We start from the raw sequence: 22830 nt of genomic DNA on the forward strand, positions 1-22830 counted from the left end.
CACGATCAGCCCCGGCCCGCGGGTCTGCGAACGCAATTGCACCAGCAGGTCGGTACCGCCGGCCAGGATGCGCACGTCATCGGCTTTCGGACCGGTGAGTAGATGCACCGCGGACTCGACGGTGGTCGGGGCTTCGTATCGCAGGGGTTGCACGCAGCCCCATGATAACCCGCGCTCGCGATCAGAACAGATCGGCTCGCTTGCCCGGCTTCGGACTTCCGTTTCCGGCTCTCGACCAGGTTCAGTTCGCGCGCAGGCTTTCCCCGAGTGTCCAGATTGCGCACAGCAGGGTCGCGATCCAGGAAAACGCGTTGCCGAAGCGCTGAAAAACCGTCGTGTCTCGACCTGGCCACACCCGGACTTCCAGCATTGCGGGCTGTCGAGCGGGCAGGCGTCCAACCACCCGACCGCCAGAATCGATCGCGACGGTGATTCCGTCACTGGTGGCGCGAAGCAATGGGCGCCGCAGTTCGATGGCCCTCAGGACGGCTGCGCCCAGATGTTGCTGGGCGCCCGCTGAGCCACCGAAACCGCCGTCGTTCGACAGGTTCAGCAGGATTCCGGCCCCCCCTTCCAGTACGTTGCGAACCCAGGTGTGTATTCGCTGAATGGCACTAGGGAATCTCTGCACAGGGAGGAATCGAGCGAGAAGCGGGAGTCACCGCCTGAGCAAGAAGCGTGATCCGATCGCAGATCCGTAGATCTGCAGAGGGTCGCGCGACGCAGCGCAGGCGGATGCATCGCGCTTCGCAGCCGCAGCCTCCCTGTGCAGAGGTTCCCTAGGTGGACCTTGTCGTGATGCGCGATCACGCGTCCCCCCCCGTCGATCAGCACTGCGGAGTTGAACACGCGAGTCGGTGCACCTCCGTCGGTCCAGGGCACACCCAGGAGCTCGGACGACCACGCCATCGGAATCGGAGATCGCTGTTGCGGCTTCAATCAATAGCGTCGGTTTGGTGATTGTCGCGGACAGTGGATTCGAGTTCAGCAGAATCGCCAGAAAGACGACTCCAAGAATTCGCAGCTTCATGCGGATTTTCCGATACAGCATTTGGGCACTTGGGATTCGCGCACCTGGGTTCAGGCTGATCAGGATTCTTTGTCGAGACCCCATTTGGCAATGCGATAGCGCAGGGTGTCTCGGGTGAGTCCCAGCAGGCCGGACGCCTTCGAGCGATTTCCTCGAGTTTGGTCGAGTGCCTGTTGTACGAGGTCGCGTTCGACTTCTTCCAGGCTCACACCGGCTTCGGGCAGGAGCATCCGGCCCGGACCCGGGGATTGTGTATGTGGAGCGAACAGCATGCGGGCGAGCGCTTCCGAATCGAGCGACTCCTGCGGACTCAGGATGATCGCGCGCTCCAGTACATTGTGCAGTTCGCGGATGTTCCCCGGCCATGAGTACGCCAGGAGTTGAGCTTCGGCATCGCCCCCGATCGTTCGGGCGTGTCCGTCGAAGCTCAGTCCGATCGTGCCGGCGTAGTGGCGAGCGAGGGCGATCAGTTCGTCGGGACGTTTGCGCAGGGGAGCGATGTCGAAGGCAAAGGCGCGAAGGTGCTGTAGGAGGTCTGCGCGTATACGCCTGTCGCTCAGCGCCTGATCGAGGTCTCGATGAGTCGTCACCAGGATGTGCACGTTCAGGTCGCGTTCGCGGGACGATCCCATCCTGCGCACGCGCTTGCCTTTGATGACTTCCAGCAGACGCTCCTGCAGGTCCGGTTCGAGATCGCTAACCTCGCTGAGCAAGAGGCTGCCCCCCTGGGCCGCTTCGAGTAGGCCCGGCCGAGATTCCCCACTCGAGCTGCCACTCTGGCCGACTCCGAACAACTCCGCGGCGATCCGAGCGGGAGACAGAGCGGTGCAATTTGCTTCGATGAACGGGCCTCCACCTAGCATGTCGTGAATGCCGCGGGCGACGATTCCCTTGCCGGATCCCGGTTCGCCACACAGGAGAATCGCCGGGCGGTTTCCTGCGGGGACTCCCGGATCGCAGAGCCGAGCGACCTTGTCGAGCAACTCCGCAAAATCGGTACTCGAGTAGCCCGGGTTGCCCGAGTTGTGGTGATCCCGATCGCGCAGGTAGCGCAGTTCGCGTTCCTGCCGTTGCTGTCCGAGCAGGCGATCGATCAACAGCCTCAGTTCGCCGAGATCCAGCGGCTTGCTCAGGTAGTCGGAGGCTCCGCGTCGCATGGCCTCTACCGCGTCTCGAACCCCGCCGAATGCGGTCATCAGCACGACGAGAATGCCGCTGTCGATCGCCTTCAGCTCGGAAATAACCTCGAGTCCTGATCGGTCTGGCAGGCGCAGATCGAGCAGGACGAGATCGGGCAGGTCTTCCCTGGCCGAGCGCAGGGCTTCGTCCGCGGTCTCGGCGATCCGGGCTTCATGCCCGTTGCTGCGCAGGCCCACCGCTAGCTGGTGAGCCAGAACGAGCTCGTCTTCAACGATCAGGATGGCGGCCATGCTCGATTCTATCACGAGCGGAGCATGACTGGGGCAAAAGCCCACATCGATTGGGGCAAATGCCCCGGGAAGAGGAAAAGGCGGTCGGCGGGGACCCGGCAGGCTCCGGGCCCCGCCGACCAGCAGGGTGAAGATCAGTCTTCCGGGACGAAGCGTTCGAGTAGGACGCTTCCAAACTGATCTCCCTCGGCTATCGATTTGGAACAAGACGGATGGATGTTCAGCGACTGGAGCACCTGGCTACCCTGGCGAATCTCGAAGATGGTCTCGGCCTTCATCTTCTTTCCATCGCTCATCGAGATCTCGAAGGTCTCTCCAAAAGCCACGCTGGCCTTTGAAACCTGGGTCTTGTTTGCATCCTTGGTGATCACGATCTCAACGGGCGAGGTGGCACCCGGATCGCCGCTGCAGGTGTGTTTGCCTTCCTGGCTGTTGTTGCCGTTTTCGCAGGCACCGCCGGTGTACTTGAACTCGAGCAGGACCGCCTTGCCATCCGCGCAGGATCTGCCCGGCTCGGGTGGTTCCGCGACCAGGACCTTGGCCGTGGCGTCGGCAGAGCACATCGCGCCCGAAGCTGTTTCGGCGTTGACCTCAACCGTGTTGATCGTGTTCTCGGTGATCGCCGCACTCGCGTTCAACAAGATGCTCTGCCCGGCGCCCAGGCTGAACGGATTCACCGTGAGAGGGCCGAGCTTATCGTCGACGGCCGTGACCGATACCAGGTCGATGGCGCTGTCGTTCGAGATCACGTAGTCGTAGACGATCTCGCTGTTGCTCGCCGCGCTGTTGAAGCCGATCAGTTCGAGCGCGCCAAAGATGTCACCCGGCTCCAGGGACTTGGAGCAAGAGGTGTGGATCTCCAGCTTCTGTAGGGTGTCCGGTCCGTCGACGATATCGAGTCCGAGTTCCGTCGGGAATTTTCCGCCGCCCTTCTTGCCCTTGGCGGCCTTCGCAGAGGGGGTCCCGCCGTTGCCTAACGAGATCATCACGAGATCTCCTGGATTGAGACCTCTAGTCGGATCGACGTCGAACTTGCTTCCATCCTTGGTGATGACGAGAGACACGCCGTGCGTATCCGCCGCGTCGCCGCTGCAGGTGGCTTTGCCTTCCTGGTCGTTGTTTCCGTCGTCGCAATCTTCGCCGGGATCCATGACGCCATCGCCGCAAAGCTGGCCGAGACACGCCTTGCCCGAGACCGGATCGGCGGAGAAGTCCTCTTCGAAGTTCCCGTCGAAGCTACTCCCATTTGCGAAGAGCAGTTCGTGGTGAGCGTCTTCGTCGAAAAGGAATGCGACCAGGCCGCCCGTTACTTGAAGCAGGAGTTCAAACGTGTCGGTGCCCGCACCGTCGCGCCAGCCGAAGGCGAGCACTTCCGCCGTGAGCAACGTGCCCTCGTAGTCCGGTACGCCGTCCTTGTCGAGGTCGAGGGAACCGGTTACGACGAAATCGTCGCCGGGAATGCCGGACACGAAATTGCCCAGGGAATCGAGGTGCATGCCCAGGGTATTGGACTTTCCGACTCCCGGAATATCGCTGACGCGTCGGGCCGGCATGCCTTCTTCGAGCATCAACCACTTGGAGGATCCGACGTACTCGAACAAGCCCGAGCTGGCGTCGAAATGCAGAGCGCCTGTGAACCAGGTGAAAGAAGGATGGGCACTGGTCGCGTTGAGGAGTTCAGGTTGGGCGGAGAACGGCACGAGGCCGACCGCCAGGGCCAGGGCCCAGACCGCCACCCGCAATAATGCGCGGTGCAATCGGTGCCAGAGTGTGAGGGGAGCGGTGCGCAGTAACTCGAACATCTGCTGTCCTTTCCTGACCGGGGCGGCAGGCATCCCTGACCGGCATACTTCAGGCAGTCACATGCCCTTGAAGTGGGTCAATTGCCCCGGAAGTGAATCTAGATCGGATTGTGGTGCAACTTGTCGGAAGAATCCTACACCAAATCGATCAATAAATGGGGCAAATAGCGTAATTGTACACTGCGACTGAGGAAAATCATCACGTGAGAAAGTCTGAATCTGTACTGGAATCCGTCGCCCATTGTCCTCGTGCAGCTACTCCTCATCGCGATAGAGGTACCGCTGACCCTCGCCGAGTGGGGCAGCGCCCTCGGAATAGGCCTGTCCGTCGAGCACAGGGAATTCCCGTCGCTGGGGCTTGTTCGGTGGCGCCGGGCGAGCCAATCTGGGGCGCTGCAGCTTGCCGCGTTACGATGGCGAATCGGCGATGTTCATTCGGGGGAGGGGAAGACATGTCCAGATCGTTCCAGGTTCGGCTCGCAACCGGCGTGGTGAGCGTCTTCTTTGTGTCGAGTGCATGTGGGCCGTCCGGGCTGCCGGAGACCGCACCCGGGTCATCCGATGCAGGCATCGAGATCACTCATCTGAAGCGAGGCACCGGTGCGCAGCCAAAGGCGAGCGACACGGTGCGGGTGCACTATCACGGCACATTCCCCGACGGTCGCGTCTTCGACAGCAGTGTCGAGCGCGGCACCCCGGCCGAGTTTCCCTTGAATCGGGTGATCGGGTGCTGGACGGAGGCCGTACAGCAGATCAAGGTCGGTGGAAAGGCCAAGCTCGTCTGCCCTCCCGACAAGGCCTACGGTGCGCGCGGCGCACCTCCGACGATCCCGCCCAACGCGACGCTACACTTCGAAGTGGAATTGCTCGGAATTCTCTAACAGCCAACGGATTCCCTGCTCAACGCGGGCGGGGTCGGGCCAGTGAACGGATGACGGATTCCAGACGCGCTGCCCAGTTCGGGCGTCCCGTGGCAGTCGCGACTTCCAGACCGACGTGCGCACTTTCGAGTGCGCGTGTGTGCTGGCCCAAAGATCTGTAGGCAAGCGCCAGCGAATAGTGCGCCTGAACGATCGCCGGATTCAGTTCGGCCGTGCGGCGGAAGTGGGAAATCGCGGCTTCGAATTCCCCCCGCGCCTGGAGTATCAGGCCGAGGTTCAGGTGGGCCAGCATCTCGTCGGGGTCGATCTCGAGCGCGCGGCGGAATTGCACCTCGGCTTCGGGGTTGCGTCCGACTAGTGAGAGTTGCTGGCCCAGGTTTACGCGCGGGCGGACCAGGTTCGGCCGCGCGTGTACGGCACTCGCCCACAAGTTCACCCGACTGGTGTAGTCATGGGCTCGTCTCGCGGTGACGTTCGAAAGCGCCGCAGCGACGATTGCGAGCGATGTCGTAGCGGCGAGCAAGCGTATTCGCGGCTCTTGCGTAAACCGACCGAGGATTCGTGCGGCCAGTACGACCCCGAGCACACAGACGCCTACCAGTGGCAAGTACATGCGGCGCTCGGCACCGACCTCCGTAAGGATGGGGATGAAGCTCGAGGTCGGCGACAGGATCACGAACACCCACACAGCCCAGAAACCCAGCCTGCGCTCGCGTGCGAAGGCCCAGCAGCTGAGTGCGAGCAGGGCGCCTACGAGCAGAACTTCGGGCAGCGCGCCCGTCAGTGAAATCGCCTCGGCAGGTCCGTAGTCGAATACCAGCAGATTCGGCCAGAAGCTGTGTGCGAGGTAGTCGAGGATCACACCGCCCTGGGCGAAGATGTACTCGACGGCCCCAATCCCGTGTGAAAAGCCGATCGTGTCGGAGCGCGGCCCGTCGAGCATCAGTAGCGCGAGCACGCTCCAGGTAGCGGCAAGCGACAGGTAGAGTCTCCGATTGCGTGCGAAGACTTCGCGCAGAGTTCCCGAACCGCACGAAGCGTGCTGCAGGAAGACAATCAGCGGGGCGGTGACCATGACTTCCTTGGACGCCATGCCCAAAGCGCAAGCAGTGACGGCGGCCACAAACCAGATCTGCGACTTCGACGACTCGATCGCGCGCGCGGAACAGTACAGAGTGGCCAGGTAGAAAAGCGCCACGACCAGTTCGCTGCGTTGCGTGACGTAGTAGATGCTCTCGGTCTGAAGGGGGTGCAGCGTCCACAGGAGTGCCGCCGCAAAAGCCAGCCCATCGGCGGGTGTCCGAGCCGGACCGCTCGTGAATCCACTCAGAGTGCGTCTGAGCAGGGCGAAGAGCAGGAGCGCGGCCAGGAGATGCAGTCCGAGGTTGGTGACTCGATAGCCGCGCGGCTCCAGTGTTCCGAATGCGTAGTTTGCGGCGAGAGTCAGATTGACTACAGGACGTCCGGCGAGCGGTGTGTGTCGCGGCGGTGACCAGGCGGATGAGAAGCCGCGGATCGATTCGTTGTTCACGATCGCGATGCCGTCATCGTAGACGAACGGACCTTCGAGTCCGTTCGCGTGCGCGAACAAACCCGCGATCAGCAGGATCGCCGCAGCAAATGCGGGGAGCCAGGTCTTTTTCGGGCTGTCGGAATTCGACATCGAGAGATGCAACCCCGTTTCAGTCGAAACGGAAGAGGTAACAGGAGTAGCCGATCCGCGCGATCGGCTCATAGCGGCTCAGCCAATCGGTTTTCAAGCCGAATTGTTGCGCGTAGAGCTCACCGCGGATCAGTTGGTGGGTGCCGAGCGCGTACACGCCCGGTGGTGGGTCTCCGCCCCATTCCCGGTCGTTCAAGGGTACGGCCTTCAAGCCGTAATAGTCCGGTGCATCCCAGCGTCCGTAGCGCAGCTTGATCGGCGCCGGGATTTCCTCCTGCTCGATGTGGTCCGCCAATCGCTTGAAGTCCTGCGCCCAGTCGATGTTCGAGTCGTCGAGCAGGCGATGCCCGTTTTCCGGACCGCCTGCAAAGCGATTGAAATAGGACAGGTGATCGGGGTAGATCGCCAGCGCAGCGCCCAGGTACCAGGCCACCCACAAGGCCGCGATCGTCATGGAGAATGTGGACTGGGTTACGAGCGGCCCAAGCCGACTCGTGAACACGAAGATCAGGGGGTAGACGGGAAGCAGGTAGCGCAGTCCGATATTGGCCGCGAAAAGACTGGTCACGAGGAAGTAGGCGGCGATTGGAAATACCAGGAAGAGTTCGTCCTGCCAGCGTTCCGTCCGGAGTTTCCGCAAGCCGAGTGCTGCCCCGGCCAGACCGATTCCGATCAGGACCGGGCCAGGAGTCTTGAACAGAAACGCGGCTGCAAAGTAGTACCACCACCCGCCGACACGGAATTCGCCCATCAGATACCAGGGATGATCGGGTGTGGCGTCGGCATAGGTTTGCGTCACGCCGCGCCAGTACTGAAGCCCATCAAGGGAAAACAGATAGCTCGCCTGCACGACCAGGAAGGCCAGGCCCAGGGCGATGGCCAGACCCGAAAGGAGGCTCTTGAGCGAAGCGTCCCGTCGTCGCCCGAGCAGAAGCAGGATCGGAAAAAGCGGAATCAAGATCAGAGCAGAGAACTTGCAGGCGAGCGCGGCGCCGAGTCCGACTCCCGCTACGGCAGCGGACGGCCGGGATCCAGTCGCGTTGAAACGCCACAGATTGTAGAGGGCGAGCGTCGAGAAACAGGCCAGCGGAAGATCGGTGGTCACGAGCTGTCCATGTGCGATCAAATTGGGAGAGAACGCGCATAACATCAATGCTAGCCAGCCGGCTCGGCGACCGAAGAGGTCCCGCGCCCATAGATAGGCAAGCCAGGCGAGCAGTAGACTCAGCCCCACGAATGGCAGGCGGCCCCAGAACAGCAGCCGGTCGGCATCGTTACCCAGTTCGTAAAGGAAGCGGTATCCGAAGCGCCACTCATCTGGTGGATCAGCTCGCCAGCTGCCGTCTTCGAGATCGAGCGTCGGCTCGAGCGGAATCAACGCAAGTCCCGCAAGCAGCTTGGCAAGAGGTGGGTGCTGGGGATTTAGACGAAGATCGCCGGTGGAAACGTAGCTATAGCCGGCGGCCAGGTGCGAAACCTCGTCGTAGGTCGCACTGTGCAAGCGCATGCTGAAGACTGACTGGAGGACGAGTGCGCCGAGCAGAAGTGCTGGTACCAGCAGGCTGCCACGCAGTTTTCGTTCCTGAGCTTCACCGGGATTGATTGAGTGCAAAATCGGACTTGTCAGTGGCCGGAAACTCGCACGGGCCTTCGCTGTTCAAACTCGAACTCGGCACCGCGGCTGATGCGCGCGAGCTTCAGTTCCGTCGCCTCTTCTCGCGGTTTCGACGCGGGTTCGATCACGATATCCCAGGCCAGGCGGGCTCCCTCAGGTCCGGGCACCGGAAGACAGCGGGCGCGGGGGTTGATGGCCCCGGCAATCGCGTCCAGTGCCGGATGCGCCTCGGGTCCGAGGCCGGCGAACCACGAGTAGGCATCGCCTTCCTGCAAGGCAGGGCAGTCGCCGATCGAGATTCGCGCCGACTCCTCGCCGGACAGTTCGATTTCGAAGTCCAGATAGCTGCGCGGTTGGAAGTGCGGGTGAAACTGGAAGACCTTGGCGATGGCTTCGATTCCATCGTCTTTGATGGCCAAAGCCTTTCGCAGGCGATGCGCTGCCAGTGCTGCGCTCCCCGTCCACTGTCTCGAACCGAGTTCCATCGCGTCGCTTTCGCCAAAGCGCTGGGCAATCCACAAGAGAAAGCCGCGAACCAGGAGGTGGGTTTGCACCGCGGCTTCCTGGACCACGATCAGCAGTGCGCGATGTGACAGGTCTTCGAGCTGAAAACCGGGGTCGAAGGGTCCGGAGTAGTCCTTCCAGCCGCCTGGTTCCCGATCGCTTTCGGGAATCTCTATTGGAATTTTCGCCAGCCTCGTGTTCTGGTTCAGTTCCAGGTTTGGGTGTGGCTCGTAGGGCGCAGCGGTTTCATCGATGAACACTGACCAGTGACAGTGCGGAATACGATCCGCGGGCACCCGTGGCGGCCGATGGATCGGACGCATCTTCATGCGTGGATTTGTCGCTGCGGCCGTCGCATCGAAGGTCGGATCCTCGATGTCGTGGCACATGAGCCTCACGCGCTTCTCGCCGAAAGGCTCGACGTCGAGTAATGCTCCGCAATGCTGTAGCCAGAACTCTCCGTGCTCGGGTCGGTCGAGTCGGAACTGGAAGTCCATGAACTGCGGTGGGGCTCCGATGTCGATCTGCAGGTTCTTGAAGACCGTTTCGACGCCGGTGCCCTCGAATCCCAGCGCACGTTGCATGCGCCTGGAGTAGATTGGACTCGAACTCATCCACTCGTCGATCGAGAGTTGCGTCTGCGCTTTTTCACCGAGTCGTTGCATCACGAGTGGCAAGCCTACGCGGTCGACGAGATGGCCGAGCAGAAGGTACTCGCGCCCGAGAACAGCGAGCATCTGCCGTGAGAATCCGTCGATGCCGAGCTCGGCATCGAATCGATCTTCGTAGGAAGAACGCAAAAACGTTTCGGCCATCAGTACTTCCAATTCGAGTGCACGCGAATCCGGAGTCGCACGTGGAAAATCTCGTTCACCTGGGACAGCGCTCCATCTCCATCTCGGTCTTCAGGAGGTTTCTCCTCTGCTCAACGTTGAAAAACCCCAGGCCAGAGCATAAACGCCCAGCGCCACGAGCCACACGGCTCGCAAGCCTACCGCCATTGAAATATATTCGATCAGGCCACCGCCCATGGCACCGATCAAGTTGATTCCCAGAGCGTATCCGGTGACCGAGACCCGTTCGAACAACCGGCTGAAGCAAACCGCTGCGCAGTAGACGGGAACTCCGATCAGGACAGAGCAGCCTAATACTCGAAATGGCGCGGCGACCTCGAAGAAAAGCTCCAGTGGAAATGCCCAGTTCGCGAGGATCGAAACGCCCAGACCGATCCAGGCCAGCTTCATCGGCGGTGCCATTCCTCGCAGCACGGTGTAGTTGGCGAACCAGACCATGGTCAGTACCGAAGAGAAGACCACGGCATTTACGATCCAGGTGCTCCCGAAGACCAGTGCCAGACGGACGATGGCACTCGATTCCATGAGCGTGAAGCCCAGTCCCAGCAAGAGGAAGTTCGCGTACAGCCCGCGCACACGGTGCAGGCGTCGGAGCAGACCGAAAGCGCACAGCATGACCAGGGCGACTACGCCCAGGAGTTGCAAATAGATGGGCGCGATCGTCGGTCGCTCCAGGTAGATGAAGGGCCAGTCATCCGTCGAGGCGAGGCCCCTACCGTATTTCTCGATGCTCTCCGCGCGTCCGGCGAAGCTCTCCTCTCCCTTCGTGGCGACGATCACCGTATTGAACAGGAATGATTGCCGGTCGAAGTAGATCATCGACTGGTCGCCGAAGGCTTCGTGAACCGTCGTGTAGATGCGGCTGTACAACCACGGGCGGAACACCGAGTAGAAAAGGACGACCATCCCGCGATCTTCGAGCAGGCGGTGGGCATCCTGAAGTGCCTCTCGCGTGTACACGTAGTTTTCGAGCCTCAGGTTAGTGTAGCTGCTGAGCAGGGCCTGAGAATCCAGAGTGCCGAAGACGATCATGTCGAAACGCTGATCCGAGGTCCGCAAGAAATGACGTGCATCGTCTACGACGGTGCGAACACCGGGGTGGTCATAGGGACGGGTTGGATTCTCCTCGATCCCGAGTTGCAAGATGACAGGATCGATCTCGACGGCCACGATCTCGGATGCCCCGTTCACGTGCGCTACGTGGACGTCGTTTCCGGTCCCGGCTCCCAGGATCAGAACTCTTCGTGGAGGCTCGCCATCGTGCATCCCGGCGTACATCCGGTACGCACGGCTCCAGCGGTCGAGCATGGTCTCCTGCATGTGTCGGTTCTCGGGCGTCTCGTCTGTGAAGTCGATCGCGAGCTGGTGGAAGCTCGAATTCACGAAGACGTGCAGGCCTTCCGCGCTGCGTTCTTGCTGGACGTAGTAGTAGGGACTCCAGGTGGAGGTCTGGGGAGAGAACGCCAGAAGTGCGAACAGGCCACCGGGAATGCAGAAGGCGATCCGCCGGATCAGACCGCGTTCAAAGAGTCCGGCCCACATAAGGCCGACCAGCATGGGCCAGATCCAGGGCGGAAGCAGCAACAACGAGCCGAGTGCGAAGAGCACGGTTCCCGCGACGCTTCCCGCGATGTCCCAGCCGTAGGCGACGAGCCGAGGATGCGAATCCATGGATCTCGCGAGGGCCTGGCCCATCGCCACAAACGGAAAGGCACCGAATAAGAAAATGAGTGCGGCGGCCTCGAAAAGAGGCAGCTTCAACGCCCCGCCTTCCAGATTCGGATACTGCAGGAAGTAGTGCACCTCTGCGGCGTCGGCGTGAATGACGATGCCACGACCCACCATCACGAAACCGAACACCAGAAGCAGGCCCAGTGGAAGCGTCCAGGCCATCGAGCGTTGTTTCTGCAGAATGCAACCGATGCCCATGCCTGAAAACGCGGCCATGAACATGAGGTTCGTGAAATAGGAGATCGCCCGGACCTCGGCCGGAACCTGACGAATGAGCGCGAGTTCCAGCGTCAGGATCATCGAGGAGATCAGCGCGATCCGCCAGGGAGCCTGCGCGGGGATAGCGGTCATCAGAGCAGGTCTCCTGTCCGAGCGACGAGAATCGTTTTGAAAAAGTTCGCGTTGTGAAGGATGGCCTCGAAGCCATCCGTACGGCCCCTCAGCCGATGAAGAACGCGTTCAGCTTGTTCCCATCGAGATCGCGGAAGTAGCCGGCGTAGAAGCCTTCGCCCCGTGGTCCCGGTGCGCCTTCGTTCTTGCCCCCGAGTTCCAGCGCCTTCTTGTGCAGTGCCGCGACCTTGTCTTTGCTGTCGACCAGCAGAGCCACCATCACGCCGTTTCCGACGGTTGCCGGGTTGCCGTCAGCTGGTTTCGTGATCGACAGCAACGCGGCTTCGGGAGTCGTTCCCCAGGCGATGAAGCTCTCCATGTCCATCGATCGGCTCGCGCCGAGTTCGGCCAGCAATTCATCGTAGAATTCTCCCGCCCGCTTAAGGTCGTTCGTTCCCATCATCACGTAACCAACCATCTCGTTGCTCCTTGTTTTGGCCCGAAATACCGGACCAGCATACGCCAGTCAGAGAGTCGTGGCCTTGTTGTGCGGGTCCACGAGAGTCGGCCGCTCCAGCAGGTTATCAAAGGGCTGCTCGGGAATGCGTGCGTAGAGACGTTCGCGCATCCGTTCGAGCAGCTGAGGTCCCCGCTCATCGCCGAAATCCAGGACGTCGTCCGCAGCCACCAGATTGTACAGCAGGAGCAGCTTCGTCAGGGCGTAGTCGCGCTGACACAGGGAGAGTCCGTAGTCTTTGACACCCCGTGCCTCGAGTTCATCGCAGTACACGGCCAGGAGCTGTTTCTCTTCGACTTCCACCTTCACGCTCCCGGTGATGAAAGTAGCGAGGTCAGGGGCAGGGCGACTTTCGATGACGGTCTGAAGATCCGCGGCCCACATCTCGTCACCGGCAAAGAATAGGTTGTCGAGCCGGTAGTCACCGTGCACGAGAGTGCGGGGCGGGGTTGCGAGATGGCGTATGACCGCTTCGTAGTTTCGGTCCATCCAGTCGCACGCGTCCCTCAGGCCTTCCGGGAGTCTGTCCGCGTGGTTTTTGTAGAAGCGGCGTCTGGAGTTTCGATGAACCGCGATGAAAGTGCGATGCACGTCATCGACCTTCGGAATCCAGTACTTTTCGGAAAGACCCGGGTCGGCCCAGTAACTGGCATGAAACGCGGCCAGTCCGCGAATGCAACGCTCAGCCTCCCCGGCGTCGCAACCCTGGACCTGATCGCCATTGCGAGCCGGTGCAAGGTCTTCGAGAAGAATCAGGTATCGGCGCTTGCTGATTCGTGCGATCCAGATACCGAGGGGAATCAAGAGCCGGAGCAGAAACACCGGCAGGCGTTCGAGGAAGCGCTGGTCGGCTTCACGCTTCGCCAGTCTCGGGTCGAGGTCCATTTCCGCGTAGTAGCAGCGAGGGAGAGGGAGTTGCGAGCCATCTGCCAGCTCCCGGAAGAAGCAGACCTCGCGCTCGTAGCCTCTGATGGCTTCTATGGTCGCGCGGTTTTTCCAGTTCCGACTGGGGAGCTTTGCGATCAGTGAAGCCGGTCCGGGTTCACTGCCATCTGCGTATCCGAGGTGGATCCGCGCTACCTGGCCGGCGAATCCGAGACCATCGCCGATGATTTCGATTTCGCACCGGCTGATGCGAGCGCCTTTCAAGATGCCCGCCTTCTCGAGTACTCCATTCACGAAATCCGGAGTCAGTTCTTCGAAACTCGTTGGAATGAACCGGTTCTGTGCTTCAATCGCGCGCCAGGCCACCGCTGCGACTCCTCGTGGAGCTACAGCCTAGCTCAATTCCCGCAGACCATTAATCGGGTGCGCGGCAGTCCACGAACTCCGCGCTGCTCACGTAGGCGAAGCGCGTGTGCGCGGTGGCTCGCTGCAATTCGCAGGTGATCTCGCGCCCGTTCGCCATCACGGTCGCCCGGTTCAGTTCCAGAAGATCCCCGACGAGTTCCACACAGATACGGTCTCCGCGATCGCTCACCGCCTCCGTGTGGCGGTCGAGGGCCTGGTGGAGCGTTCGCCGCACGAAGCCGTCAGCGGTGATCAGCGTGAGTTGCCGGACCATGCCAGCCGTATCGGCACCTACCGGAGCCGCATGAGGAACTCCGGCCGGGCCGTCGTGGAGTAGGGCGTCAGCCCAGTTGCGATCCTTTCAAAAAGTAGTTGACAATAGAATTGTCAATTTGGTAATAATATTGTCAATGAGACATTCCAAAGCCATGGAAGATCTGGTCAATGAGCTTCGTCTGAGCATGCATCGTTTCGTGCAAGTCGCGGAGAACCTCCACGCGGAGGAGCCGATCACGATCGGAATGCGCGCCGTACTGGAATTCCTGCTGCGAAACTCCGCAGCGACGGTTCCTGAAATGGCGAGAAGCCGGCATGTGACGCGGCAGTTGATTCAGACGCAGGTCAACCCGCTGCTCGATCAGGGACTGGTGGCCTTGCGCGACAACCCCGCCCATCGCCGCTCGCCCCACGTCGTTCTGACCCGGAGTGGAGAGCGGATGATTCAGCGAATGCGGCGGCGCGAAGCGGGCATGTACGAGTCCATGTCCGACGTCGTATCGGAAGCCCAGATCGAAACGGCGACCCGAACCTTGCGCGCGATTCGTTGCGCTTTGCCAGAGGATGAGAAATGAGCTTCGCAGACTTGATGTTGGAACACGGAGAGGATCTTCAGTACGCCATCTTCTTTGGCGCTTTCGCCCTGTTCGCGGTATTCGAGTTCTGGATACCGCGAAGAGCGACGTCGCCGAACCGGCGCAGACGCTGGCCGACGAACCTGAGCATGACGGTTGTCAACATCTTCGCGCTCGGCTTCGTTCCAGTCTCTTTCATCGGAGCCGCAACCTGGGCGGAGAGGGAGGCGTTCGGATTGATGAACGTCTTTAAGATCCCCATTGAGTTCCTCCTGCCGCTCGCCATGCTCTTGCGAGGTCTGATTTCGACCGTCACCCATCTCTTGGCTCACAAGCTTCCGTGGTTGTGGCGCATCCACCGCGTCCACCACCTGGATACAGAACTCGATTTCACTTCGACCTTGCGTTTCCACCCGGCGGAGTTCTTCGTCAACGCGCTCATCGGCGTACCGGTCGTCCTGGCTCTGGGCTTTCCCGCCTGGGTACTCGCCTTCTACGAACTCTTCGATGTCGCAATCACGATGTTCTCCCACGCGAACATCCGCTTGCCGCTGTGGGTCGATCGTGCACTGCACTATGTGATCGTGACACCGGACCTCCACCGCATTCACCACTCCACCTGGCAGCCCGAAACCGATAGCAACTACGGGGCCGTCTTCCCGATCTGGGATGTGATTTTCGGAACATTCCGAGGTACTTCGCGCGCGCGCCAGGAGGACATGCCCCTCGGACTCGAAGAGCTTCGAGATCCGGAGGCGCAGCACCTTTTTCGACTATTGCTTTCGCCGTTCAGGAAGTGCCTCGGACCCGCGGGGCCTTCTGCAAGCAAGGCTTCGTCGGTGTCATATGGCGCACTCGAGAGCGAGAAACTCGCATGAGTGAGGAGGCGAGTCCCACGATGAAAATGCGGATCCGTCGACACCTCTTGTCGCAGTTTCACGACCCGCACGGCGCGCTGGGCCATCTTGCGGGTTGGATCCTGGCGACACGAGGTTCCAACCGCGAACGGAACGCCTGGACGGTGAACCTGCTCGACATCCAACCCCGCGATCGCGTGCTCGAACTCGGCTTTGGCCCCGGGCTCGGGATTCGCAGGGCGAGCCAGAGGGCGAGTGAGGGATACGTCGTGGGCGTCGACCACTCCGCCACGATGCTCCAGCACGCGCGAGCCAGAAATGCTGCGGCGGTACGCGCAAACCGCGTCGAATTGATCGAAGGTTCACTCGATCAGTTGCCCAGTTTCGATCAGCCGTTCGACAAGGTCTTTGCGGTGAACTCGTTGCAGTTTTCGCCCGATCTCCTGGGAGTGCTCAAGTCCATCCGCGAGCGGATGCGCGTCGGTGGCCGCATCGCGATCACCCTGCAATCCCGTGCAAAGAACGCGACCGACGCCGATTCGATTCGCGGTGCGGAACGAGGCGGAGCGCTTCTGGAGCAGGTCGGTTTCGAATCGGTGCGAGTCGAAACCCTGGACCTCAAACCCGTATGTGCGGCCTGTGTGCTCGCCGAGGTCGCGAGCGACTGAACGCCTGGCGGCGGCTGCGAGGCAGGTCTACTCCCGAGGCAGTTGCACCAGGTGTCTGGCCATCACGATGCGCTGGACCTGACCCGTACCCTCGACGATGTCCATGGCTTTGACGTCCCGAAACAGCTTTTCGATCAGGTGATCTCCCCGAGCACCGACTTCGCCGAGCAACTCCATGCCGAGGCTCGCGGCTTCGAGGGCGACTGTCGGGGCCGTCGCCTTGGCCATCGAGGCTTCGACGATATTGGGCTGGCTGTGGTCGGCGAGCCAGGCGGCCCGCCAACACAGCAGACGCGCCGCGCGAAGACCGCGCCGGACGCGTTCGAGTCGATCGCGAACCCGGGGAAGACCGAGAAGATCGTGTTCGCGCGCGAAAGCCAGGGACTCGTCGAGCGCTGCCCTACCGATTCCAACTGCCATGACCGCGACGAGTGGGCGCGTCGCATTGAACGAACGCATGGCTCCCTTGAATCCCGCCCGCCTGGCGTAGTGCTCTTCGCCGCCGATCAGGTTCTCGTCGGGAACCCGGCAATCCCGCAACGTGAATGAGGTGGACTCATAGGCCTTGAGGCCCATCTTTCTTTCGATCACGAAATCACCCAGGCCGGGTGTGTCTCGCTCGATGATGAAGGCGCGATGGCCCTCGCGACCCTGGCTTGCGTCGATCGTCGCCCAGACGAGAATCCAATCGGCCCGGCTGGCGTTGGCGGCAAACGATTTGTCGCCGTTCAGGATCCAATGATCGCCGTCTTTGCGGGCGCTAGTCGCAATGGCGGCGACGTCGCTGCCCGCACCCGGCTCCGTCATGGCGAACGATCCCCAGCGCGGTCGTTCGGGTTGGAGGAAGGGACCCAGGAAGCGGCGCTTCTGATCCAGGGTACCCATGGACAGAAGAGGAGGTTCGCCCAGACCGGGACCCGGGAAGGACACGGCGACTCCGCGATCCCAGTACGACATTTCCTCGGCGATGCACAGCATGCTGCGCGAGCTGCCGGGTCTTGCCGGGGTCGATTCTTTGCTCGCTTCCCCGTCGGAGGGCTCCGCATTTTCTCCAGCCCAGCGTGAGCGACCGAGGCCAACCTTGAGCAGCAAGCCGAAGAACTCGTGATCCGGTGGAGTGGGGCGTCCGAGTCGGTCGGCATCGAGGCCGATGGGTCGGATCTGGCTTTCGCCGATCGCGCGGATTCCAGACAGACGCTTCTGGGTGGCCTCATCGATCGAGAGATTCACAGCTGGGCCTCCACGGAAAGCGGCACCGGTCCGTCGATGCCGATGAGTTCATTCCCAGCATCTTCCCGAGCGCTATCGATGCCGCCCCAGAAAAGACCCAGGGCTCGGGCATCGCGCATGAACTTTTCGACCGGATAGTCCTGCATGAAACCGTGCCCGCCGAGTATCTGCACTCCATTGGGCGTCACGAACATCGACTGCTCGATGGCCTCCACGTAAGTCGTCGCGCAAGCTTCGTCCGCGGGTTCGCGCGCTTCGATTCGCCAGCACGCGTCGTGTAGTAGAAGGCGCGTCGAATCTACAGCCGTCGCCATATCCGTGATCAGAAAAGCCAGGGCTTGATGATGGGCGATGGGCTTTCCAAAGGCTACGCGATCGACGGCGTACTGACGAGAAAACTCCGCCGCCTCGCGCATGACACCCACGAGCATGGCCGCCTTGTACAGACGCGCTCGTGCGAGTGCGCGCGCGGCCGCGCTGCGATCGCTGAAACTCGCGCGGATCGGTGCATCGATCAAGCTGAGTTCGCTCGCTCCGGCGGCTCGCAGGCCCGAACCGCGCACGGACTTCAAATCGATTCCTTCGGAAACTGCGAACGCGCCGTCTTCGTCGAGAACCACCAGCAGGTCGACCCGGTCCGCGGGAACCCACGGTACAGTCCCGCTCACCACCCCGCGATCGTTGACCAGCTTCGACCTCCGCCCTTCGCCGTTCCAGACCAGCAACGCCCGACTGCCCGGTGTGTCGAGAAGAGGCTGGCCGAGTTCGCCGGTTACATCGGATTTTGAGAGTTCGAGCAGTGGGTAGAGAGCTGGGCCCAGTGGGTCGAGGGCCAACGCAGCTCCTGGATCCCCCGCCGATAGTTCTTCCAGGACGAAGGCTCGCGCAAGGGCCCCGAGACCATTGCCTCCCAGTTCTTCGGGCCACTCGAGGCTCGCGAAACCGATTTCTGCAAACGCTCGCTGGACGTCCGGCGAAATTCCCCGAGCCTTTTCGTGCTGGCGCAGCCCAGGTCGCAGATGATCTGCTGCAAACTCGCGCGCAGTGGCGCGAATCAGTTCGAGCTCATCTCCTGGTGCGAAGTCGATCATCGCAGATTGGGCATGATGTGATCGCGCATGCGTTCCATGTGGGCAGTGACCAGCTCATCCGAAAGGCCGCCGAGGCGGGTCCAGCCGAGTAGATGATCGATTCCCGTGATTTCCTGTAACTCGTGAAGTTTCTCCGACACGAAATCCGACTCGCCGCAGATCACGGCTCCGTGAGAGAGCAGCGTGTCCCATTCGACGACACTCGCGAGGTCGCGAATATCGGTATACCACTCGTAACCTTCGATCGGAGGCTGGCCGAGTTTCGGAGCGACGAACTTCCCGAAGGTTCGGAAGTACCAGATGACCGGGTCGGCGAATTCCTTCTGGGCTTGTTCCTGGGTCTTGCCCGTATAACTCATCACCAGCGCACCGACCTCACGCGTCGCCGGGTCGAAGCCGTTGTCTGCGAGCGTGTCGCGATAGCGCTTGATGCGGTCTCCCGCACCTTCGAGAGATCCGCCGAAGAGCGGTGATAGCAGCAGGTTGAAGCCCAGCTTGCCCGCCTTTTCGAACGTCTCTTCGGAGAGCGCCGCCATCCAGATCGGAGGATGAGGTTTCTGCAACGGGCGAGGTCGAACGTCGAGGTCTTTGAACTCGTAGTGCTTGCCCTTGAAATTCAGCTTGTCCTCGGTCCAACAGCGGCGGATGATCTCGATCGACTCATCGAAGATCTCGCGGCTTCGGGTCTGGTCGACACCGAATCCCTCGAATTCGATCGGTTGATAGCCTCGACCCACGCCGAGTTCGACCCGACCTCCGGAAAGCTGGTCCAGCATTGCGAAATCTTCCGCGACGCGGACGGGGTGGTGAAAGGGGAGGACGACCACCCCGGTGCCGAGTCGGATCTTGCTGGTCGTGCATGCGATGGCCGCGAGGTTGATCGCGGGAGATCCGCACACTCCGTACTCGGTGAAGTGATGCTCGGCGGGCCAAAGCGAGTCGAAGCCGTACTCCTCGGCCGCTTCCATCAATGCGTGCTGCTCGCGAATCATTTGTTGTTCGCTACGACCCGAGGGACTCTCGAAGAGGTGCAACATTCCGAATTTCATGCCGAGCTCCTTTGGTTGGGGCTTTCTACTAGACGCTCACCGAGCGTTGACGATGACGTGTCGGGCACCTTCGCCCGCGGCGAGCGCCTCGAGGGCGTCCGCTGCATCATCGAGCGGAAGTTCTTCGCTCACGAGTGGATCGAGGTGAAACTCGCCGCGTTCCACGTACTCGAGCAGGCGCGGAATATCCACGTGCGGGTTCGCGCCGCCGTAGACACTTCCGGCCAGGCGTCGTTCGACGAACAACCCGCCCGCTCGGATGGGAATCTTCTCCTTGCCCGGAGGCATCCCGATGACCAGCGCGAGCCCGCCCGGTCGCAGGACTTCCCAGGCGGTTTCGATGGTCGCCGAAGTTCCGATCGCCTCGATACTCACGTGGGCTCCCAGGCCGGTGAGCTTGCGGATCGCCTTCTTCACGTCCTCGCGACCGTCGAGTGAGTGAGTTGCGCCGAGTTGCTCTGCCAGGGCGAGCTTCGCCGGATCGATGTCGATTGCGATGATGGGGGAGGCGCCGACGATGCGTGCGGCCTGGATCGCGGCGAGTCCGACGCCACCACAGCCGATCACAACGACTCCGGCTCCTTCCCGGATATCTGTCGTATTGAAGACCGCCCCAGCTCCGGTCAATACCCCACAACCCAGTAGACAGGCGCGACTGAGCGCGACCTCATGGGCGATGCGAACGCACGATTGCGCGCAGACCACGGCTTGTTCTGCAAACGAAGCGACGCCGCAGAGCTGGTATACGACTTCACTACCCTGTCGCAGGCGGGTCGTGCCGTCGAGCATCGTCGAGCCGATCATTCCCGGAACCATCTTGATGCAGCGGTTCGGCGCGCCTTCATTGCAGAACAGGCAATTACCGCACGCCGGCGTCAGCGCGACGACGACGTGATCCCCGAGCGCGAGATTCTCGACACCTTCGCCTAACTGCGTCACGACGCCAGCTGCCTCGTGTCCTAGCACGACGGGGAGTGGGGATCGCAGCGTTCCAGTCGTTACGGAGAGATCACTGCGACAGATTCCGCTCGCAGCAACATCGATCTTGACTTCACCTGCTCGTGGATCTTCCAGGTCGAGGTCGACGATCTCGAGTCTCTTTCCCGTTTCGCGAAACACCGCTGCGCGCATGCACCCTCCTGAGATATTACTCTTGCAGCGAAGAAATCCGCTTCAGTTCGTCGGAGTCGTCTACCAGGTCCATGAAGAGTCGACGGCGCAACGCGAACAGCAGCGAGTTCGTTCCCGCCATGCCGGACTCCGCTAGCGAGAGTATCTCTTCACGCGGGAGTTTTCCGAGCACGCGACTGAACAGCGCTAGCTCATCGAAAACCAGCGAGCGCATCGTATCCATGTAGAGCAGAAGATTGTCGATCTCGAACCCCGCGTCTTCATTCAGGCCGGCTTTTCGCATGGCTGCGACCGCTCGTACCACGGTGACGTCGTTCGGGCTGTATTCGATTTTGCGAGCTCTGCGGGCCGGTCGCAGGAAGCACATTTCTTCGAGTTGATCGAGCTGACTCCCGCTGAGTCCGGTCTCCCGAAGCAGGGCCGTTCGCCCCATCGGTTCGGTGACCGGCTCGGGACTCGAGGGTTGGCTGTCCATCCACTCCCGCAGACTCGCCAGGTTCTGGTGGCTCTCGAGCAGTGTCTTGATCTGCGCCAGGGGGAGATTTCGCTGGGTCTGCAATTGCTTGATCAGCCCGATCCGGTCGACTAGATCCGTGCTGTAGTAGGCCATGTTGCGATGCGGACGGGCGCTGGGTTCGGGGAGCAACCCCTCTCGTAAGTAGTACTGAATGGTGGACTTTTCGACTCCCGTCCGGGCCACCAGTTCCTTCATTTTCAGCAATTCGGTCATCGTTTCGGCGTCCTCCGAGCTCGCCGCGGTAGCCTATCGCGTGTTCTCTGGAATTTGAAGTGAAAAGCGACACTTTTCACTTTGGGGTTCCATCGAAGTCTGGATAGAATCCCGGGAACCCGCGCGTGAGATCCGGAACGGAGAGAGGAAAGACATGAAGCTTGGATTGCTGGCCCCTCTGATCAGCCCGAATGCGACACCTGAGTATCTGACCACGTATGCAACCGTGGCCGAGGAGTGCGGCTTCCATTCTCTTTGGCTCGCCGAGCACGTCGTGTTATTCGACGAGTACGAGCCCAACTATCCCTATTCGGCGGACGGACGTATGCCGGCTGGTGGAGACAACGGTTTTCTCGAGACCTTTACGGCTCTGAGTTTCATGGCCGCGGTCACCAAGCGAATACGTCTTGGCACCGGAATCTGTCTCGTTCCCCAGCGCAATCCCGTCTACACAGCCAAGGAATCCGCCGCCATCGACTGGCTCTCGGGCGGCCGTTTGGATTTCGGCGTGGGTGTGGGCTGGCAGCGAGAGGAGTTCGCCGCCGTGTCGATGGAATTCTCGGCTCGCGGCGCGCGCTGCCGATCCTATCTCGAAGTGATCAAGCGGCTCTGGTGCGATGAAGTTTCAGAGTATCGCGGCGAGCATTATCAACTGGCTCCCTGCCGGATGTACCCGAAGCCCGTTCAACGCCCACACCCACCGATCTACTTCGGGGGAGAGAGCGACGCCGCGTTAAGGCGCGTCGCCGAACTCGGACAGGGCTGGTACGGACTCGGCCGCGATCCCGAAGATCTGCCACCCTTGCTTGCCCGCCTCGACGAGTTATTGGCGAAGAGCAATCGCGTTCGAAGTGATCTCGAGATCGCTGTGTCTCCCTATCTCAAAGGCTGTGATTCGGACAAGCGTTCCCGCTATCGCGATCTCGGTGTGGATCAGTTGATCGTACCGGGGCTCGCGCAAGACATTGAGGCCATACGCCCTGTTCTGGAGGACCTCGCGAATCAGTTGCTCTAGCAGTTTGCAGAAGAACCCCGGAACGCGGACGAAAGACGCCGCGTCGCAACCGAGGCGAGTTCTTGCGCAGCCTGCCAGCGCTAGAAGAGCCTGCCGACGTCCCGTCTTCGCGAGCGGCTTCTCCGGCGCTGTACCAGCGATAGAAGTCCAATCGCCAGTACGAGTATTGCGATGGGAGCCCGGCTCCTGGCCGGCAGGATCGGAATCGTTGCGGGGCATTGCTCGATCGGATCGTTCGAGCAGCCGAGAATCTCATCGCAGCTGTCCGCAGTGCAGGCGTCCTGATCATCGCAATCGAGAGGTGTCATGTTTACGCACGTGCCGACCTGACACATCTCCTCCCCGTTGCACACATCGCCGTCGGGACACGGGACGCCGTCGAGGGCGGCGTCAGTAGGACAGGCCGCGGCGGATCCCGTGCAGAGTTCGGCGACGTCACAGACATCGGCGGACGCGCGACATTCGGTGGTAACAGCGGCAGAGCGACGGGCGGGGCAAGAGGGTACATCTCGGTGGCCGCCGTCTCATTCAAAACAGACAACGGCGGACGCGCGACAGTCG

General features: G+C 61.3%; 21 protein-coding genes. 5 read left to right on the forward strand and 16 right to left on the reverse strand.

Translation table 11 applies throughout. The features are described 5' to 3' along the window. From GY725_07680 to GY725_07695, 4 genes are all read right to left on the reverse strand, one after another. A partial coding sequence (locus GY725_07680) for a xanthine dehydrogenase family protein subunit M (protein ID MCP4004058.1) occupies positions 1-144 on the reverse strand: 144 nt, incomplete at its 3' end. Between the two features lie 97 nt (positions 145-241). Continuing rightward, complete coding sequence (locus GY725_07685) at positions 242-631, reverse strand: hypothetical protein (protein ID MCP4004059.1); 390 nt, start codon at positions 629-631, stop codon at positions 242-244. 458 nt (positions 632-1089) lie between these two features. Continuing rightward, positions 1090-2460: a sigma-54-dependent Fis family transcriptional regulator gene (locus GY725_07690; GenBank protein MCP4004060.1), complete on the reverse strand. Its 1371-nt coding sequence runs from the start codon at positions 2458-2460 to the stop codon at positions 1090-1092. Between the two features lie 134 nt (positions 2461-2594). Next, entirely contained in the window at positions 2595-4262 is a 1668-nt protein-coding gene (locus tag GY725_07695) for a DUF4215 domain-containing protein (GenBank protein ID MCP4004061.1), read from the reverse strand. Between the two features lie 452 nt (positions 4263-4714). Between GY725_07695 and GY725_07700 the strand changes: the two genes are divergently transcribed. Next, positions 4715-5143 (forward strand): FKBP-type peptidyl-prolyl cis-trans isomerase, encoded by a 429-nt coding sequence (locus GY725_07700; GenBank protein ID MCP4004062.1) that lies wholly within the window; start codon positions 4715-4717, stop codon positions 5141-5143. A gap of 19 nt (positions 5144-5162) precedes the next feature. Here GY725_07700 and GY725_07705 read toward each other — a convergent pair whose 3' ends face one another. The 7 genes from GY725_07705 to GY725_07735 form a co-directional block, all read right to left on the reverse strand. Beyond that, entirely contained in the window at positions 5163-6806 is a 1644-nt protein-coding gene (locus GY725_07705) for a tetratricopeptide repeat protein (protein ID MCP4004063.1), read from the reverse strand. A 19-nt stretch (positions 6807-6825) separates the two neighbouring features. Continuing rightward, positions 6826-8418, reverse strand: coding sequence for a phospholipid carrier-dependent glycosyltransferase (locus GY725_07710; GenBank protein ID MCP4004064.1), 1593 nt, complete (start codon positions 8416-8418; stop codon positions 6826-6828). A gap of 11 nt (positions 8419-8429) precedes the next feature. Then, positions 8430-9740 (reverse strand): hypothetical protein, encoded by a 1311-nt coding sequence (locus GY725_07715; GenBank protein MCP4004065.1) that lies wholly within the window; start codon positions 9738-9740, stop codon positions 8430-8432. 90 nt (positions 9741-9830) lie between these two features. Beyond that, on the reverse strand, positions 9831-11861 hold the full coding sequence (locus GY725_07720) for a hypothetical protein (GenBank protein ID MCP4004066.1): 2031 nt from the start codon (positions 11859-11861) through the stop codon (positions 9831-9833). An 88-nt stretch (positions 11862-11949) separates the two neighbouring features. Continuing rightward, a complete protein-coding gene (locus tag GY725_07725; GenBank protein MCP4004067.1) occupies positions 11950-12318 on the reverse strand; it encodes a VOC family protein in 369 nt (122 codons plus the stop codon). 48 nt (positions 12319-12366) lie between these two features. After that, positions 12367-13608 carry a hypothetical protein gene (locus tag GY725_07730; protein MCP4004068.1) on the reverse strand — a complete coding sequence of 414 codons (1242 nt, stop codon included), beginning with the start codon at positions 13606-13608 and terminating at the stop codon, positions 12367-12369. A 49-nt stretch (positions 13609-13657) separates the two neighbouring features. Then, positions 13658-13921: a hypothetical protein gene (locus GY725_07735; protein ID MCP4004069.1), complete on the reverse strand. Its 264-nt coding sequence runs from the start codon at positions 13919-13921 to the stop codon at positions 13658-13660. 136 nt (positions 13922-14057) lie between these two features. On the opposite strand from GY725_07735, the gene GY725_07740 reads away from it, so the two are divergent. The 3 genes from GY725_07740 to GY725_07750 are packed head-to-tail and all read left to right on the forward strand — an operon-like array spanning position 14058 to position 16023. Continuing rightward, entirely contained in the window at positions 14058-14498 is a 441-nt protein-coding gene (locus GY725_07740) for a MarR family transcriptional regulator (protein MCP4004070.1), read from the forward strand. Next, positions 14495-15376, forward strand: coding sequence for a sterol desaturase family protein (locus GY725_07745; protein ID MCP4004071.1), 882 nt, complete (start codon positions 14495-14497; stop codon positions 15374-15376). The genes GY725_07740 and GY725_07745 overlap by 4 nt, the downstream gene beginning before the upstream one ends. Before the next feature lie 20 nt (positions 15377-15396). Further along, the gene (locus tag GY725_07750) at positions 15397-16023 is read left to right on the forward strand and encodes a class I SAM-dependent methyltransferase (GenBank protein MCP4004072.1); all 627 of its coding nucleotides are present in this window, start codon (positions 15397-15399) and stop codon (positions 16021-16023) included. A gap of 27 nt (positions 16024-16050) precedes the next feature. Here GY725_07750 and GY725_07755 read toward each other — a convergent pair whose 3' ends face one another. From GY725_07755 to GY725_07775, 5 genes are read right to left on the reverse strand one after another with little or no spacing between them, the layout of a single operon-like run. Further along, complete coding sequence (locus GY725_07755; protein MCP4004073.1) at positions 16051-17253, reverse strand: acyl-CoA dehydrogenase; 1203 nt, start codon at positions 17251-17253, stop codon at positions 16051-16053. After that, positions 17250-18344 carry an acyl-CoA dehydrogenase gene (locus tag GY725_07760; protein ID MCP4004074.1) on the reverse strand — a complete coding sequence of 365 codons (1095 nt, stop codon included), beginning with the start codon at positions 18342-18344 and terminating at the stop codon, positions 17250-17252. Before GY725_07760 ends, GY725_07755 begins: the two co-directional genes overlap by 4 nt. Further along, positions 18341-19393, reverse strand: coding sequence for an LLM class flavin-dependent oxidoreductase (locus GY725_07765; protein MCP4004075.1), 1053 nt, complete (start codon positions 19391-19393; stop codon positions 18341-18343). The genes GY725_07760 and GY725_07765 overlap by 4 nt, the downstream gene beginning before the upstream one ends. Before the next feature lie 36 nt (positions 19394-19429). Next, positions 19430-20524, reverse strand: a complete 1095-nt coding sequence (locus GY725_07770; GenBank protein MCP4004076.1) for a zinc-binding dehydrogenase — start codon at positions 20522-20524, stop codon at positions 19430-19432. A gap of 16 nt (positions 20525-20540) precedes the next feature. Then, positions 20541-21254: a MerR family transcriptional regulator gene (locus tag GY725_07775; protein MCP4004077.1), complete on the reverse strand. Its 714-nt coding sequence runs from the start codon at positions 21252-21254 to the stop codon at positions 20541-20543. Between the two features lie 154 nt (positions 21255-21408). On the opposite strand from GY725_07775, the gene GY725_07780 reads away from it, so the two are divergent. Further along, positions 21409-22269 (forward strand): LLM class F420-dependent oxidoreductase, encoded by an 861-nt coding sequence (locus GY725_07780; GenBank protein ID MCP4004078.1) that lies wholly within the window; start codon positions 21409-21411, stop codon positions 22267-22269. Positions 22270-22830: the final 561 nt, after the last annotated feature.

The organism is bacterium, from assembly GCA_024226335.1.
GTDB lineage: Bacteria > Myxococcota_A > UBA9160 > SZUA-336 > SZUA-336 > JAAELY01.

Coding starts and splice junctions, on each gene's coding strand:
- GY725_07715 (MCP4004065.1), bottom strand. CDS start 9,740: ATGGCCGAAACGTTTTTGCGTTCTTCCTACGAAGATCGATTCGATGCC.
- GY725_07775 (MCP4004077.1), bottom strand. CDS start 21,254: ATGACCGAATTGCTGAAAATGAAGGAACTGGTGGCCCGGACGGGAGTC.
- GY725_07760 (MCP4004074.1), bottom strand. CDS start 18,344: ATGATCGACTTCGCACCAGGAGATGAGCTCGAACTGATTCGCGCCACT.
- GY725_07690 (MCP4004060.1), bottom strand. CDS start 2,460: ATGGCCGCCATCCTGATCGTTGAAGACGAGCTCGTTCTGGCTCACCAG.
- GY725_07735 (MCP4004069.1), bottom strand. CDS start 13,921: ATGGTCCGGCAACTCACGCTGATCACCGCTGACGGCTTCGTGCGGCGA.
- GY725_07705 (MCP4004063.1), bottom strand. CDS start 6,806: ATGTCGAATTCCGACAGCCCGAAAAAGACCTGGCTCCCCGCATTTGCT.
- GY725_07700 (MCP4004062.1), top strand. CDS start 4,715: ATGTCCAGATCGTTCCAGGTTCGGCTCGCAACCGGCGTGGTGAGCGTC.
- GY725_07725 (MCP4004067.1), bottom strand. CDS start 12,318: ATGGTTGGTTACGTGATGATGGGAACGAACGACCTTAAGCGGGCGGGA.
- GY725_07720 (MCP4004066.1), bottom strand. CDS start 11,861: ATGACCGCTATCCCCGCGCAGGCTCCCTGGCGGATCGCGCTGATCTCC.
- GY725_07765 (MCP4004075.1), bottom strand. CDS start 19,393: ATGAAATTCGGAATGTTGCACCTCTTCGAGAGTCCCTCGGGTCGTAGC.
- GY725_07780 (MCP4004078.1), top strand. CDS start 21,409: ATGAAGCTTGGATTGCTGGCCCCTCTGATCAGCCCGAATGCGACACCT.
- GY725_07740 (MCP4004070.1), top strand. CDS start 14,058: ATGAGACATTCCAAAGCCATGGAAGATCTGGTCAATGAGCTTCGTCTG.
- GY725_07770 (MCP4004076.1), bottom strand. CDS start 20,524: ATGCGCGCAGCGGTGTTTCGCGAAACGGGAAAGAGACTCGAGATCGTC.
- GY725_07745 (MCP4004071.1), top strand. CDS start 14,495: ATGAGCTTCGCAGACTTGATGTTGGAACACGGAGAGGATCTTCAGTAC.
- GY725_07695 (MCP4004061.1), bottom strand. CDS start 4,262: ATGTTCGAGTTACTGCGCACCGCTCCCCTCACACTCTGGCACCGATTG.
- GY725_07750 (MCP4004072.1), top strand. CDS start 15,397: ATGAAAATGCGGATCCGTCGACACCTCTTGTCGCAGTTTCACGACCCG.